The sequence below is a fragment of the Pandoraea capi genome, from assembly GCF_902459735.1.
GTDB lineage: Bacteria > Pseudomonadota > Gammaproteobacteria > Burkholderiales > Burkholderiaceae > Pandoraea > Pandoraea capi.
Genome location: NZ_CABPRV010000003.1, coordinates 731,692 through 747,653, shown reverse-complemented (window position 1 = coordinate 747,653; position 15,962 = coordinate 731,692). Strand labels below are relative to the sequence as shown.

General features: G+C 63.1%; 13 protein-coding genes. 5 read left to right on the top strand and 8 right to left on the bottom strand.

All coding sequences use genetic code 11. The annotated features are described in order from the left end of the window. Window positions 1-172: 172 nt before the first annotated feature. Entirely contained in the window at window positions 173-685 is a 513-nt protein-coding gene (locus PCA20602_RS10135; protein WP_069340289.1) for a single-stranded DNA-binding protein, read from the bottom strand. Window positions 686-715: 30 nt separating this feature from the next. Next, on the bottom strand, window positions 716-1,879 hold the full coding sequence (locus tag PCA20602_RS10130; RefSeq protein ID WP_150721078.1) for an MFS transporter: 1,164 nt from the start codon (window positions 1,877-1,879) through the stop codon (window positions 716-718). Window positions 1,880-2,412: 533 nt separating this feature from the next. On the opposite strand from PCA20602_RS10130, the gene uvrA reads away from it, so the two are divergent. From uvrA to PCA20602_RS10105, 5 genes are all read left to right on the top strand, one after another. Continuing rightward, window positions 2,413-5,277, top strand: coding sequence for an excinuclease ABC subunit UvrA (uvrA, locus tag PCA20602_RS10125; protein WP_150721077.1), 2,865 nt, complete (start codon window positions 2,413-2,415; stop codon window positions 5,275-5,277). A gap of 141 nt (window positions 5,278-5,418) precedes the next feature. After that, entirely contained in the window at window positions 5,419-6,447 is a 1,029-nt protein-coding gene (locus tag PCA20602_RS10120; protein ID WP_150721076.1) for an AI-2E family transporter, read from the top strand. A 106-nt stretch (window positions 6,448-6,553) separates the two neighbouring features. Continuing rightward, window positions 6,554-7,228, top strand: coding sequence for a helix-turn-helix transcriptional regulator (locus tag PCA20602_RS10115; protein WP_150721075.1), 675 nt, complete (start codon window positions 6,554-6,556; stop codon window positions 7,226-7,228). Then, the gene (locus tag PCA20602_RS10110) at window positions 7,225-8,205 is read left to right on the top strand and encodes a threo-3-hydroxy-L-aspartate ammonia-lyase (protein ID WP_150721074.1); all 981 of its coding nucleotides are present in this window, start codon (window positions 7,225-7,227) and stop codon (window positions 8,203-8,205) included. Before PCA20602_RS10115 ends, PCA20602_RS10110 begins: the two co-directional genes overlap by 4 nt. Further along, on the top strand, window positions 8,202-8,600 hold the full coding sequence (locus PCA20602_RS10105) for a RidA family protein (RefSeq protein WP_150721073.1): 399 nt from the start codon (window positions 8,202-8,204) through the stop codon (window positions 8,598-8,600). Before PCA20602_RS10110 ends, PCA20602_RS10105 begins: the two co-directional genes overlap by 4 nt. 127 nt (window positions 8,601-8,727) lie before the next feature. On the opposite strand, the gene PCA20602_RS10100 is transcribed toward PCA20602_RS10105, so the two are convergent. The 6 genes from PCA20602_RS10100 to PCA20602_RS10075 form a co-directional block, all read right to left on the bottom strand. Continuing rightward, a complete protein-coding gene (locus PCA20602_RS10100) occupies window positions 8,728-9,249 on the bottom strand; it encodes a hypothetical protein (protein WP_150721072.1) in 522 nt (173 codons plus the stop codon). Between the two features lie 151 nt (window positions 9,250-9,400). Continuing rightward, complete coding sequence (locus PCA20602_RS10095; protein WP_150721071.1) at window positions 9,401-9,949, bottom strand: phosphonate degradation HD-domain oxygenase; 549 nt, start codon at window positions 9,947-9,949, stop codon at window positions 9,401-9,403. Beyond that, window positions 9,909-11,735 carry a Na/Pi cotransporter family protein gene (locus PCA20602_RS10090; protein ID WP_150721070.1) on the bottom strand — a complete coding sequence of 609 codons (1,827 nt, stop codon included), beginning with the start codon at window positions 11,733-11,735 and terminating at the stop codon, window positions 9,909-9,911. Before PCA20602_RS10090 ends, PCA20602_RS10095 begins: the two co-directional genes overlap by 41 nt. Before the next feature lie 337 nt (window positions 11,736-12,072). Continuing rightward, on the bottom strand, window positions 12,073-13,527 hold the full coding sequence (phnY, locus tag PCA20602_RS10085) for a phosphonoacetaldehyde dehydrogenase (protein ID WP_150721069.1): 1,455 nt from the start codon (window positions 13,525-13,527) through the stop codon (window positions 12,073-12,075). Between the two features lie 109 nt (window positions 13,528-13,636). Continuing rightward, window positions 13,637-14,890 (bottom strand): phosphonoacetate hydrolase, encoded by a 1,254-nt coding sequence (phnA, locus tag PCA20602_RS10080; protein WP_150721068.1) that lies wholly within the window; start codon window positions 14,888-14,890, stop codon window positions 13,637-13,639. Window positions 14,891-15,055: 165 nt separating this feature from the next. Then, window positions 15,056-15,772 (bottom strand): phosphonate utilization associated transcriptional regulator, encoded by a 717-nt coding sequence (locus PCA20602_RS10075; RefSeq protein WP_150721067.1) that lies wholly within the window; start codon window positions 15,770-15,772, stop codon window positions 15,056-15,058. Between the last annotated feature and the right edge of the window lie 190 nt (window positions 15,773-15,962).

The window sequence follows — 15,962 nt, the reverse complement described above, 5'->3', positions numbered from 1 at the left end:
CAATTCCGGCAATTGCATCAACCGAAAGCCGGCAAGCCCACTAACTTACGAATGGTGTACTCCAAGGGGTAAGGTCAGTCCTTCTGCTGAAGCAAAAAAGTGTGGGTAAAGAAAAAGCCCGCCTCCATTGGATGAGCGGGCCTATATCAACTAGAAACCAACCAAGTAGGTCTTAGAACGGAATATCGTCGTCCATGTCGTCGAAACCGCCGCCGGATTGCTTGGCCGGGGCTTGTTGACGGCCACCGCCGCCACCGCCACCACCGCCACGCGAATAGCCGCCGCCACCGCCTTCGTCGCCGCCGCGCGAGTAGCCACCGCCACCACCGCCTTCACCGCCGCCACTGCCGCCGCGGCCACCCAGCATTTGCATCTGGTCGGCCACGATTTCCGTGCTGTAACGTTCCGTGCCGTCCTGCGCCTGGTACTTGCGCGTGCGGATACGGCCTTCGATGTACACCGACGAGCCCTTCTTGAGGTACTCGTTGACGATTTCCGCGAGACGACCGAAGAACGACACGCGGTGCCATTCCGTCATTTCCTTGAACTCGCCGGACTGCTTGTCCTTGTAACGGTCGGTCGTCGCCAGACGAATGTTCGCGACCGCATCGCCGCTCGGCATGTAGCGGACTTCGGGATCGGCGCCCAAATTGCCGACCAGGATCACTTTGTTGACTGATGCCATAAATCTTTCTCCGGTATTGCTGAAATCCGATCAGGATTGACGAGGCGCTGGCGTCCTCATCGGTGCGGCGATTATAAGCCACACGAACGCACCGGCTGCGCAACTGAGGAAGATTGCGTTTTGACCGTAGTGGGTCATAAGAAAACCCCCTAGTGCGCCACCGCAGAAGAGGCCCAGTGCCTGGGTCGTGTTGTACACCCCGACCGCCGCCCCCTTACGCTGTCCCGGCGCCAGTTTGGACACCAGCGACGGCTGCGAGGCTTCAAGCACATTGAACCCCAGGAAGTACACGAACAGCACCACGGCAATCACGCCGACCGTCGGCGGCAATCCGCCCAGCGCCACTTGCGCCACCGCCACCAGCGCAATCGCCGAGAGCAGTACTGCCTTCATCTTTCCACGCTTTTCCGCCGCGATGATCGCCGGGACCATCGCAATGAACGACAGCCCCATCACCGGCAGATACACCTCCCAATGCTGCGCCACCGGCAATCCGGCAGCCACCAGCATGCGCGGCATCGCCACGAACAGCGCCGTCTGCGTGGCATGCAGCACGAACACGCCGAAGTTCAGACGCAGCAACTCCGGGTTGTGCAGCACTTCCGAGAACGGCGCGGGACCCGCCTTGGCATGCACGGGTGGCGTAGGCACCACCCATAGCACCACGAAAATCGCCAGCACCGCCAGAATGCCGATGGCCGAGAACAGGCCGCTCATGCCCAGCCAGTGATACAGGAACGGCGCGCACACGATCGCGACGGCGAACGACACGCCAATGCTGCCGCCGATCATCGCCATCGCCTTGGTGCGGTTCGCATCGCTCGTGAGGTCCGCCACGCAGGCCATGACCGCCGACGAGATCGCTCCCGCGCCCTGAATCGCCCGGCCGATGATGATCCACGTCAGGTCATGCGCCATGGCCGCGACCAGCGAGCCGATGGCGAACACGATCAGACCGAAAACGATCACCGGCTTGCGACCCAGCCGGTCCGATGCCCAGCCGTACGGGATGTAGAGCAGTGACTGCGTCAGACCATAGATGCCGATGGCCAGCCCGACGAGAAACGTGTCGTTGCCGCCCGGAATCGTCTGCGCGAAGACCGAGAACACCGGCATGATCAGGAACAGACCGAGCATGCGCAATGCAAAAATCCCCGCGAGCGACGCGCTGGCGCGCACTTCTAGCGGGGTCATGCGGCCCCCTCGGCCGCGTGTCGAGGCAGGAGAAGCGGAAGTCACGGAATCAGTCGACATTACGTCCTGAGAGATGAAAAAAGCGCGTGGGGCCCCGGAATCGTCCGATGATTGCGCCCGGACGTCCGATTCGTCGGCGGCCCGGCAGACAGGCATCGGGTTCGCCGGCGGCCGTCGTGGCTGCCGTCTGTCCCACGGGGGACGGGCGGATGACCACTGGACGCGCGCCTCTGGAAATCGGGCGGTTCGTCCCCATCTGAACCCCGTGCCGCATGGCTGCCCGAGACAGCCCGTCAGCAGGGATCAGCCCCGGCAATCAAACTTAGGTATATTAGCAGGTTTAGCCGCCCGGATTTCCCCCCAGCGGTCCGCCCGACCGCTCCCGCCGCAGGCTGTGCGCCAGCCACGTCGATGCCCGGCCAACGCCGTGCCGACGCACTCCAGCGTCCCGGGAAATTCAGGCGCTTGGGGGCCGGAAACCGCCCCGCGACAATTCGCCGCGCGGATTCCTCGGCGACGACCCGGAAACGTCAATGGAAACCATCCGTATTCGTGGGGCCCGCACCCACAACCTCAAGAACGTCAGTCTCGACCTGCCGCGTCACCAGCTTGTGGTGATCACCGGCCTGTCGGGCTCCGGCAAGTCGTCTCTCGCCTTCGATACGCTGTACGCGGAAGGTCAGCGTCGCTACGTCGAAAGCCTGTCGGCGTACGCGCGTCAGTTCCTGCAACTGATGGAGAAGCCCGACGTCGATCTGATCGAAGGCCTGTCGCCGGCGATCTCCATCGAGCAAAAAGCCACGTCGCACAACCCGCGCTCGACGGTCGGCACGGTCACGGAAATTCACGATTACCTGCGTCTGCTCTATGCTCGCGTGGGCACGCCTTATTGCCCGGATCACGGCCTGCCGCTCGAATCCCAAAGCGTCTCGCAGATGGTCGACGCCGTGCTCGCCCTGCCCGAAGACACCAAGCTCATGATCCTCGCGCCGATCGTCGTCGATCGCAAAGGCGAGCACGCGGACCTGTTCGAATCAATGCAGGCGCAGGGCTTCGTGCGCTTTCGCATTCGCTCGGGCGGCGGCGCGGCCAACGAAGGCACGGCGCGGGTGTATGACATCGAAGCGCTGCCCAAGCTCAAGAAGACCGAGAAGCACTCCGTCGACGTGGTCATCGACCGCGTGAAGGTGCGCGCCGATCTGAAGCAACGTCTGGCGGAATCGTTCGAGACGGCATTGCGTCTGGCCGACGGCCGCGCCATCGCGCTGGAAATGGATACGGACAAGGAACACGTCTTCAGCTCGAAGTTCGCCTGTCCGGTGTGCTCTTACTCGTTGCAGGAGCTTGAGCCGCGTCTGTTCTCGTTCAACAACCCGATGGGTGCGTGCCCGACCTGCGACGGGCTGGGCCAGATGACATTCTTCGATCCGAAGCGCGTCGTGGCCTTTCCCGCACTCTCGCTGGCCTCCGGCGCCATCAAGGGATGGGATCGACGCAACCAGTTCTACTTCCAGATGCTGCAAAGCCTCGCGGCGTTCTACGACTTCGATGTCGACACGGCGTTCGAGGAGCTTCCGGAAGACACGCAGAAGATCGTGCTGTACGGCTCCGGCGAGCAGGAAATTCCCTTCACGTACGTGAACGAAAAGGGACGCACCTCCGTTCGCTCGCACGCCTTCGAAGGCATCATCCCGAATCTGGAGCGGCGCTATCGCGAAACCGATTCGATCGCCGTGCGCGAGGAACTCGCCAAGTACCAGAACAACCGTGCCTGCCCGGATTGCGAAGGCAGCCGCCTGCGTCGCGAGGCGCGCTTCGTCAAGGTCGGCGAAGACAAGCAGGCGCGCGCGATTTACGAGATCGGCAACCTGCCGCTGCGCGAGACACTCGGCTACTTCCACGAGCTGGTGCTGCACGGCGCCAAGCGTGAAATCGCCGACAAGATCGTGAAGGAAATCGTGGCGCGCCTGACGTTCCTCAACAACGTCGGCCTCGATTACCTTTCGCTGGAACGCAGCGCCGACACGCTCTCGGGCGGCGAGGCACAGCGTATTCGCCTCGCATCGCAGATCGGCTCGGGGCTCACAGGCGTGATGTACGTGCTCGACGAGCCGTCCATCGGCTTGCATCAGCGCGACAACGATCGTCTCATCGGCACGCTAAAGCACCTGCGCGACCTCGGCAACTCGGTGATCGTGGTCGAGCACGACGAAGACATGATTCTCGCGAGCGACTACGTCGTCGACATGGGGCTGGGCGCGGGCATTCACGGCGGCACGGTGATCGCTCAGGGTAGCCCCGAACAGATCGAGCAATCGGCCGAGTCGCTCACCGGGCAGTACCTCTCGGGCGCGCGTCGTATCGAAATGCCTGCGGAGCGTCGTGCGCCGGGCGAAGACTATCTGCGCATTCTCGACGCCACCGGGAACAACCTCAATCACGTCAATCTGGATCTGCCGGTCGGCCTGCTCACCTGCGTGACAGGCGTCTCGGGCTCGGGCAAATCCACGCTCATCAACGACACGCTCTATCACGCCGTCGCGCGCCATCTCTATGGCTCGTCGGCCGAACCCGCGCCGTATGAGCAGATCGACGGGCTGGAGCACTTCGACAAGGTCATCAACGTCGACCAGTCGCCCATCGGACGCACGCCGCGCTCGAACCCGGCCACTTACACGGGTCTGTTCACGCCGATCCGCGAACTGTTCGCGGGCGTGCCTGCGGCCAAGGAGCGCGGTTACGATCCCGGGCGTTTCTCGTTCAACGTGAAGGGCGGACGCTGCGAAGCGTGTCAGGGCGATGGTGTCATCAAGGTGGAAATGCACTTCCTGCCGGACGTGTACGTGCCTTGCGACGTCTGCCACGGCAAGCGCTACAACCGTGAAACGCTGGAAGTCCAGTACAAGGGACGCAACATCTCCGAAGTGCTCGACATGACGGTCGAGCAGGCGCACGAGTTCTTCAAGCCGGTGCCTGTGGTGGCGCGCAAGCTCAAGACGTTACTCGACGTCGGTCTCGGCTACATCCGGCTCGGTCAGTCGGCCACCACGCTCTCGGGCGGCGAAGCGCAGCGTGTGAAGCTCTCGCTCGAACTGTCCAAGCGCGATACCGGCCGCACGTTGTATATCCTGGATGAACCGACCACGGGTCTGCACTTCCACGACATCGAACTGCTGCTCACGGTGATTCACCGGCTGCGCGATCAGGGCAACACGGTCGTGATCATCGAGCACAACCTCGACGTGATCAAGACGGCGGACTGGGTGATCGATCTCGGGCCGGAAGGCGGCGCGGGCGGCGGGCAGATCATTGCGCAAGGCACGCCCGAGCAAGTGGCGGCGAGCAAGGCCAGCTTCACCGGCAAGTATCTCGCGCCGCTGCTCAAGCGCGGGAAGTAATCAGGACGCAGGAACCCGTCGAGCGAACGACGCCGGCAGGGCGAACGCAGGGGCAACACGGACGCGATGTAACAATTCACGTTGCACCGTCCCGCCCCCACGGGCGTTATCGCGAGACGGTTTTTTTAAGGACGTCATCTCATGGAACCGCGCTCTGGCTGGACTCCGGACCGGAACTTCTGGGTCGAACTGGCGAGCTATGTTTTCGCCGCCGTGGCTCTCTGGCTGATTCTCAGCATCCATCTGCTCTCTGCGGTGCTCGCGGGCATGGTGGTCTATCAGCTCGTTCACGTGCTGGGGCCGCGCCTGCAATTGCGCATTTCCAGCGAGCGCGCCCGACTGGTCGCTGTCGCGTTACTCTCCGCCGTCATCGTCGCGCTGATGACGGCGCTGGTCTTCGGCGTCATCACCTTCTTCCGCAGCGACGCAGGGCATCTGGAGCACATCAACGGCAAGATGATGGAAGCGCTCGAACAGGCGCGCGCCCAGTTGCCCATGTGGCTGACGGACCGGCTGCCGGCAGACAGTCAGGACATTCACGACGCCATGACCGGCTTCCTGAAGGATCACACGCAGGAGGTGTCGTTCGTCGGCAAGGAAGCGCTCAACTCGCTGGTACACATCATCATCGGGCTGGTGCTGGGCGCGCTCGTGGCCCTCTCGACGATCCGGCCGGTGCAGCACATGCGCCCACTGGCCGCCGCGCTAACGCGCCGTGTCACGCTGTTCGGCGACGCGTTCCGTCGCATCGTCTTCGCGCAGTTGAAGATATCTGCGATCAACACGTTGTTCACGGCTATCTTCCTGATCGGCATTTTGCCGTTGTTCGGCGTTCACCTGCCGCTGCGCAAGACGATGATCGTCGTGACGTTCGTCATCGGTCTGTTGCCGGTCGTCGGCAATCTGATCTCGAATACTTTCATCGTGGTGCTCGGCTTGTCGATGTCGCTGTATGTGGCGTTCTCGGCGCTGGTCTTCCTGATCGTCATCCACAAGCTCGAATACTTCCTGAATGCCCGGATCGTCGGCACGCAGATCCAGTCCCGCGCGTGGGAACTGCTGCTGGCGATGATCGTGCTGGAAGCGGCGTTCGGGCTACCCGGGCTGGTCGCCGCGCCGATCTATTACGGCTATCTGAAGAGCGAACTGGCGGAAAAGGAACTCGTCTGAACGAATCGCCCGCTGTCCGGTGCCTCCCGTCAGGAGGCAAACGGGCGTCGGGCGTTTTTTTGACGTCGATTTGACATTTTGTCACCAAATGACATAATGTCAAATCATGAAATCCGCAAAATCCCCTGCCACGGGCAAGCTCGACGAGAACACGCTGCTGCTGCGTGAAGGACGCAAGATCGTCGAAGCGCTCGGCCAGACGTTCGCACCGCTCGTCGAAGTGGTGCTGCACGACCTGACCGACCCGGATCACGCCATCGTGGCCATCGCCAACAATCTGTCGGGCCGCGAGCCGGGCGATGCCGTCACGGAAATGGGCCTCGCCCGTATCGCCGATCCGGCCTTCCCCGAAGTCATCGCCAACTATGCGAACCGGTTCCCGGACGGGCGTCCGGCCAAGAGTACGTCCATCGGGCTGAAGAACAGCAACGGCGAGTATGTCGCGGCCATCTGCCTGAACATGGACATCTCGATGCTCGCGGCGGCGGCTTCGAGCATTCAGCAGTTGGTGAACGTGCCGAATCAGGCCCCGGCGTCTGTCAACGAAACGCTCTCCACCCGGCGGCTGGACGACATCACCCCGCTCATTACCGACTTTGCGGCGCAGCGCAACACCACGCCGCAGGGTTTGACACTCGCGCAGCGCCGCGAAGCGATCCGTCTGCTCGAAGCACGCGGGCTGCTCGATCTGCGCCACGCGCACGCCGAAGTCGCGCGTACGCTGGGCATTGCGCGCTCGACCGTCTACACCTACCTCTCCGACCCGAAAGGCACATCATGACGACCCCCACGCTGGCGATCACCTACGGTGACGTCGTCGCAGCACACGACCGGATTCGCGAGGCCGCGCACCGCACGCCGGTGCTCACCTCGCGTACCGCCGACGCCATGACCGGCGCGAGCCTGTTCTTCAAAGCGGAAAACTTCCAGCGCATGGGCGCCTTCAAGTTCCGCGGCGCTTACAACGCGATCTCGCAATTCACGGCAGATCAGCGACGTGGTGGCGTGCTGGCGTTCTCGTCGGGTAATCATGCGCAGGCGATTGCGCTGTCGGCGCGCGAGCTTGGCGTGCCCGCGGTCATCCTCATGCCGAAGGACGCCCCGCAAATGAAGATCGACGCCACGCGCGGCTATGGCGCGGAGGTGATTCTGTTCGACCGGTACACGGAAGATCGTGAAGTGCTGGCGAAACGTCTGGCAGACGAGCGCGGCATGACGCTGATCCCGCCGTACGACCATCCGCATGTGATGGCCGGTCAGGGAACGGCCGCCAAGGAGTTGATCGAAGATGCCGGCGAACTGGACATGTTGCTCGTGTGTGTCGGCGGTGGCGGATTGCTGTCGGGATGTGCGGTCGCGGCGCGCGCCCTGAACCCGAACATCGAGATTTACGGCGTGGAGCCGGAGGCGGGCAACGACGGCCAGCAGAGCTTGCGCAAGGGCGAGATCGTGCACATCGACACGCCCCGCACGATTGCCGACGGCGCACAGACACAGCATCTCGGCCAGTACACGTTCCCGGTGATCCGTGCGTTGGCAGACGACATCCTCACGGTGACCGATGACGAACTCGTGAAGACGATGACGTTCTTCGCGAGCCGCATGAAGATCGTGGTGGAGCCGACCGGATGCCTCGCGGCGGCGGCGGCATTGCAGGGTAAGGTCGACGTTCGCGGCAAACGTGTGGGCGTCATTCTGTCCGGCGGCAACGTCGATCTGGCGCGCTTCGCCAAACTTACGCTCGGGGAGACCGTATGAGCACGCAGGAACGAGGTATCGAATCGGTGATCGTGCCGACCTTGCAACCGCCGCGCGGCCACTATTCGCATGGCGTTTGTGCGAATGGTTTCGTGTTCGTGTCGGGCCAGTTGCCAATCACGCCGGAGGGCGAGCGTCTCGTGGGCGCGCCGTTCGCGGTACAGGCGAAGCAGGCGCTGGACAACGTGGCCACGATCCTGACGGCCTGCGGATCGAGCATCAGCCTTCTGGTGCAAGTGCGCGTGTACATCACGAACGTCGACGACTGGGGCCCCTTCAACGAGGTCTATGCGGCATGGGCCGGCGACGCCAAACCGGCACGTTGCGTGGTCCCCGTGCCGGCACTCAGTCATGGCGTTGCCGTGGAGATCGAGGCGATGGCGCTGGCGGGGTAATCGGATAGCACGAGGGCCACCCGGCACATTGCCCGGGTGGCCCTCGTCGTTTGATGGGTCTACGCCGACACAATGACAAGATGCCGAAGGTGCCTGAAGATGCCCATCTCATTCGCAGGCAATGCCTTTAGCCGTTATGCCGCGCTTCGGCCGCCTCCAGCAGTGACAGCGCCTGCGCCACGTCCCCAATGTCGAAGAACCCCGGTGGCGGTGATTCCGTCCAGATTTTTCTGGCGGCGACGGCACTTGCCCAGCATACGTCACTCAGCAACCTCTCCCATGCGAGCAGACGATTCGACGCGGGTTCCATGCTCCGGACATCCAGCGCCAGCGCGTAATGAGAATCCATGTTGAGCGTCTGCTCAACGGTCGAGACAAGGTTGGACCACGCCTCGGAACGATTTTCACTCGCGAGAACGAGGTCCCATTGATCGCTACGGGGATTGTCGTCCCAACGGGGCCATGCATCTTCCACCCTGGGTGGTGAGTCTTCCGGACCATCGCTGTCCCAGGGAATACCGCCCGTGATGTTTTGGGTAGTGCCCAGCATCGCCGCAAAGCCGTCCGTAGCTGTCGCAGCGGGCGGTGCCGAGGGTTCCGGCTGGAGTGGTACTGCAGCGGCTGCCGACGTCTGGGGGTCGCACTTCATGGTAAGCCTCCATCAACGATAGGAGACTTCAGTCTGTCACTCATCAGTCGCATCACTTTGCGAAACATCCGGAGAGATTTCGAATCCGAAGTGCGCTCGACCAGGAACGGGAATTTCCCATTGGCACGGTTGGGTTACGGCCCATCAATGCCTACTGCAACGTCACCCGCTCCAGCACCTTCATGTAGTGATCCAGCGATGGCGTCTGCATGCCGGCGATCTTTGCACGGTCGTCCCAGCGACGCAGTCGCAGCGCCGCCGGCGCATGCTCGCTCGCGAGGAACGTCTGCGCTTCTTCGTCGGTGAAGACCCCGCCCTGCAACGCCAGACTGCGTACCGAATCCGCCGACAGCTTGCCGTAGTAATCGGCATCGATCGCGCACAGACACCGCTTGGCGTCCACGTGCAGACGAATCGGGTCGAGCACCGCGTCGTCGAACAGCGGCCTCAGAAAGGGCAATGCGAAGTATTGATGCAGATCGTCGATGCCGCGCTCGGTGGGCGTTTCGCCCTGAAGATTGAGCAGATGGCCGAGATCGTGGAGGAAACTGGCGGCGACGAGCGCCTCGTCGGCGCCCTCGCTCTCGGCAAGCGCGCCGCTTTGCAGCGCGTGCTCCAGTTGGGTGACAGGCTCGCCGCTGTAAGCGATCGAACCGAATTTATCGAACAGGGTGCGGATGTCCGGCAGGCTCAGGGCCATCGTGAGAACTCTCGTTGTCGTCGCGAGAACTTGCTGCTGAGCCGGCGGCGGCCGTCGCGACTTCGGCAAGCGCCGCCAGTTTCGACGCCTTGGCTTCCTTCGGCGCCTTCAGATCCTTGCTTTCCTTCGCGTCCTTGCCGTCCTTCGGCTTGTCGCGCATGCGGCTCTTGCGCAGCGCGCCGGCATCGTCGAGCACCGGATAAGCCGTCGAGCAGAACAGCGAATTCAGGCGCTTCATGTCGCTGATGATGTCCAGATGCAGCGAACTCGTCTCGATACTCTGCACCGACTGACCTGCCAGACGGTTCAGGTGCGTGTACGAATACGCGCGCTCCAGATCCCGGAAGCTCTCCTTCTCCGCCATCAGGCGCTGCGCGCTCTTGAGGTCGGTATTCAGGAACACGGACAGCCCGAGTTGCAGGTTCGTCACCAGCCGCGCGTGCATGTCGCAGATCTCCTGCAACCCCGCCTCGGAGAACGACAACTTGTGCGAAATCTTCTTCTCTTCGACTTCGACGACCATGCGCTCGATGATGTCGCCCGCATGTTCCAGATTGATGGTGAGGGAGATGATGTCCGTCCAGCGGCGGCTGTCCGGCTCGCTGAGGTTCTCGCGCGACACGCGCGTCAGGTACATCTTCACCGCCGTGTAGAGGTGGTCGACGTCGTCGTCCAGTCGTCGCGTCTCGCGAGCGCGCGCCACGTCATTGCTCTTGATGACGTCGAGCAAGCCATTGAGCATCTGCTCGATGATGTCGCCCATGCGCAGCGTCTCGCGCGTGGCGTTGGCCAGCGCCAGCGACGGCATCTCCAGCGCGCTTTCGTCCAGATGGCGAGGGCGCGTGACACCGTCGGCTTCCGGCTTCTCGGCCAGCAGACGCACGCAAAGGCGCGCCATCGGCGCAGTGAATGCCAGGCTCACCACGCAGCGCACCAGGTTGTACAGCACGTGGAAGTTGACGACGGCTTGTGCCGGTGCGTCCGACAGCCAGCTCACGAGCATCGGCGCATAGTCGACGAACGGCAGCACGAGCAGGCAGCCGATCAGCTTGAAGATGAGACTGCCGAACACCACACGACGACCCGCCGCGTTCTGTCCCGCCGACGTCAGCATGGCCAGCATGCCGCTGCCCAGATTCGCACCGATCACGAGGCACAGGGCCACCTTGAGCGAGATCACGCCAGACGACGCGAGCGTGGCCGTCAGCAGCACAGCCGCCAGACTGGAGTACGAGATCATCGCGAAAAGCGCGCCGATCAGCGTATCGAGCATCACGTCGCCCGTGAGCGAGCCGAACAGCACTTTCACGCCCGCCGCTTCGGTCATCGGCGTGGTCGCGCCCACGATCAGTTGCAGCGCCAGAATGATGAGACCAAGGCCGATGGACACGCGGCCGAGCTGGCCAGCGCGCGTCTGCTTGCGTGACAGGAAGAAGATGACGCCGAAGAAGATCAGCAGCGGCGACAGCCAGTGCAGGTCGAACGTCAGGATCCGCGCCATGAGGGCGGTGCCGACGTCGGCGCCCAACATGATGGACAGGGCCGGTGCCAACGCGATGAGACCCTGCGCACCGAACGACGACACGATGAGCGCCGTCGCGTTACTGCTCTGCACCAGGCCCGTGACGAGCACACCCGCCGCGAACGCAAGGAAGCGATTCGAAATGCTGTGCGACAGAATGCGTCGCAGATCGGCACCGTAGACGCGCAGGACCCCGGTACGCACGATGTGCGTACCCCAGATCAGCATCGCCACGCCGGAAAGTAGATTGAGCAGTGTCAGCATGCCAGTGTTAGGTGATCTTATTGTCGACGGGACAGGCAGCGCTTCGCGCCGCCAACATGACGCGAGCTGTGGTTTGCCGAACCGGCATCCCGCGTCAGTCCAACACTGGCGTCGGGATGCGTATGAAGTTCGCGCGTCATGCGTATCCCCAATCGGTACACCGTACACCAAATTGACCAGCGCAACAATCGTGTCATGAATTTGTCACAATTTTTGCGCGCCTTCTGCTAAGCCTTGTTGCATAAGGGAAACAGACGCGGCCGACGCCCCGACAGCCATCGCTTTTCGGCCGCCGCCACCGCCGCCGCATCCGCTCCCGGTCCGAGGGCAATCCGCCTCAGATTCCCCATGGCAACGTAAAGGTCTTTGTGTTCGTGAAGCTTTTCATCGCCTCCTGAACCCCTTCCTTGTAGCCCAGACCCGAATCCTTGATCCCCCCGAACGGCGTCAGTTCGATGCGATATCCGGGCACCTCCCAGACGTTGACCGTACCGACCTGCAACTCGTTGGTAAAACGCGTCACGTAGTCGAGCCGGTTCGTGCATACCCCTGACGACAGACCGAACGCGGTGCCGTTCGACATGGCGATGGCCTCGTCGATGCTGCCGAAGGTCAGGATCGGCGAGACCGGGCCGAAGGTTTCCTCGCGCACGACCGTCATTTTCGGATCGACGCGATCGATCACCGTCGGCGAATACAGGGCGCCATCGCGCTGATTGCCCACGAGCAGACGCGCGCCCTGCGCCACGGCTTCGTTCACGCGGGCCTCGAACAGACGGGCGGCTGCCTCGTCGATCACGGTGCCCATGTCGTTGTCGCCGTCCGCCGGGTCGCCATACTTCCACGCCCGGGTCTTCTCCACCACGAGTTCGGTGAACTGCGCGGCAATATCGCGATGCACGAGCATGCGCTTGACGGCCGTACACCGCTGCCCGGAATTCTTGTAAGAGCCCTGCACTGCGAGGTCGGTGGCGCGCTCCAGATCGGCATCCTCCATCACGATCAGCGGATCGTTGCCGCCCAGCTCCAGCACGATACGGCGATAGCCCGCCTTCGACGCGATGTACTTGCCGATCGACACGCCGCCCGTGAACGTGATCATGTCGATGTTCTCGTTAGTGATCATCTCGTCGGCAATCTCCATCGGATCGCCCGTGATGACTTGCAGCATTTCCGGCGGCAGGCCGGCTTCGTACAGCGTGTCCGCCAGGTAGTAAGCCGAGAGCGGTACTTTCTCGGACGGCTTGAGCACCATCCGGTTATTCGTCGCAATCGAGGGGGCCACCTTGTGGGCCACCTGATTCATGGGGTGATTGAACGGCGTGATCGCGGAGATCGCCCCGAGCAGCGGCTCGCGCTGCGTCACCACGCGACGCTTCTTGCCGTGCGGCGTGAGATCGCAGGAGAACGCCTGTCCGTCGTCCTTGAGCGCCTCGCCCGCCGCGAAACCGAGCACGTCGGCCACACGGCCGATTTCGTAGACGGCGTCTTTCTTGCACAGCCCCGACTCCATCGTGATGATGGCGGCCGCTTCCGCCGTGCGGGCGCGCAGCAACGCCGCGGCCTTATCGAGCACATTGGCGCGCTCGAAACGCGTGAGCGTGGAGCGGTACTGCTTGGCGATCGTGAACGCGCGACGCACGTCGTCGAGCGACGCCTTCGGCACGGTGCCGACCAGATCGCCCGAATACGGATTGAACACTTCGATGATCCGTTCGCGGGTCACTTTCTCGCCACCGATGCGAAGGGCTTCGGCGCGGAACTCGGGATGCAGCTTGTGCGGCGCGTTCATGGGGTTCTCCACAACGTCTCCAACGACTGGACAGGGGCCGGGCGGCGCACGCCTTGCGGGTTTCGCGCGCCCCTGGCTCTCATTTCATTGCATTCGGGCCGACATCCGATCAGACGTGATTGAGGGCAACGTCGAGGATGTCGAAATTGCGCAGTCGCGCCTTGCCCGGAATGCCGTCGGTCTTGCGATTGAAGAGCAACGGCACGGTCTGCTCCGAGATGCCGCCGTGCGAGCGCAGCGGCACCGTGAGACCCGACAGATCGTGACGACTCGCGCTCGTGCCCAGCACGACCGACTGATCGCTCACCACCACGAGGTCGCCCACGCGATCAGGCGGCAGCTCGAAGCGCGCACAGGCTTCGGCGTTGGTCAGCACGACTTCGATACCCGGCAGCGCGGCGATGCGCGAACGGATCGCGTCGCGGTCCGTGTCTTTGGGCAGATAGATGGTGGCGTACGAACCCAGTGCGCCGTGGTGCACGACATACGGGTCGGTAATCGGCAGGATCACGCGCGCCCCGCCCGCTTCCACGCCCTTGGCGAGCCAGTCGTCGAGCAGATCCTGCAAATAGATGACGTTGGGCTGGCCGGTCTTCGGATCATGCTTGGCGTTCATGCCGTGATCGGCGGTGAGGCCGATGACCGCGCCGAGTTCGTCCATGCGTGCGAGGTACTTGTCCATCATCGCGTAGAAGGCGTTCGCCCCCTCGGTGCCCGGCGCCCACTTGTGCTGCACGTAGTCCGTCGTCGAGAGATACATCAGGTCGATGTGACGCGTCTCCAGCAGGCGCACGCCCGCTGCGAACACGAACTCCGAGAGTTCGGCGCTGTAGACGTCCGGCACCGGCATGCCGACCAGACCGAGCACGTCTTCGATGCCGTTCTCTTCGAGCGTGACCTGATCGGCCTTCTCCGACGAGAAGCAGATGCCCTTCATGCGGTAGCCGAGCAGCTTGCGCAGCTTGTCCTTGGCCGTGACGACCGCAAGGCTCGCACCCGCGTCGGCGGCTGCGGCGAACACCGTACCGGCGCGCAGATAGGCGGGGTCGTTCATCATGACTTCCGCGCCGCGGCCGCCGTCGGCCGACGGATCGAAGAAGTAGTTGCCGCAGATACCGTGCACGGCGGGGGGCGCGCCGGTCACGATCGACAGGTTGTTCGGGTTGGTGAACGACGGCACGACGCAATCGCCCTTGAAGACGGCGCCCTCGGCGAGCAGGCGCTTCAGATAAGGGGCGACGCCGGCAGCGGCGGCAGCTTCGATGTACTCGAACTGGCAGCCGTCGACGCATACGATGACGGTCGGCTGCTGCGGCAAGCGGTATTGACGGCCGTTCACTTGAATCTGTGCGGGCTGGTTCACGTCGGTTCTCCTCAAGAACAACTCGATTGACCGTGGCGGGCGTTGCGCGTCTGGCGACACGCCGCGTGCGGCCGGAATATCAGTCATGCAATCTGCGAAACCTGCAAAATCTTCGAGAGCGTTGGCGTCGAACGCTCAATCACCCTCAGTCACGCTTAGTCCCACTCAACCGGCCTTCGCCTGCGTGCTCGTTCCCGGCGCGCGGGCCAGCATCTCGCGAATCCGCGTGCGGCCGCGCACCAGGTGATCGCGCGTGACCTGCGTGGCCCGCTCCGGATCGCGCGAGGCAATCGCGCTCACGATGTCGCGGTGCTCGCGCTCCGACTTCGGCGGCGCGGACGAATCGCCCGTCAACGCTTCGTGACGGAACAGGCTCAGCTCCTTCACGAGACGCCGGTAGGTCTCGAGCAACTTGCGGTTGCCGACCATCTCGACGAGCGTGTCGTGGAACGCCAGATTCAACTGGTAATAAGCCTCGCTGTCGCCCGCTTCCACCGCGTGGTGCATGGCTTCCACCGACTCGCGCAGCCGCGTGAGTTGTTCGGACGTAATCGACTCCGCCAGGGTGCGCGCGACGTATTCGTCGAGCACGCCGCGCAGCGCGTAAATCTCCTCGGCCTCTTCGAGCGAAATGACACGCACGAACACGCCGCGATTCTTCTCGGTGCGCAGCAGCCCGGCCTCTTCGAGCGCGCGAAACGCCTCACGCACGGGACCACGCGACACGCCGAGACTTCCTGCCACCTCGATCTCGTTGAGCTTGGTACCCGGCGTAAGCGTGCCCGCCATGATCTGGCGCTCGATCTCGTGCTGGACGAGCGTGGTGAGCGACTGGCTCTGCAACAACTCGATCGCCGTGGGCGACGTGGGCTTCGGGGTCATACCGATCTTCCTTATCTCTGAACGCTTGCGCCATCACGCGACGCCCGGCACTTCGGGGGCATCCTTCGCCATCGCTTCGCCGGATAGCGCTGCGTGGCAATTTGTGGCATCACGTGATTATTTTTGTTATTGACATTCAAGCACAGCGATTTGTAGATTGTCAACAAAACACATCCGACTTTGCAGACAG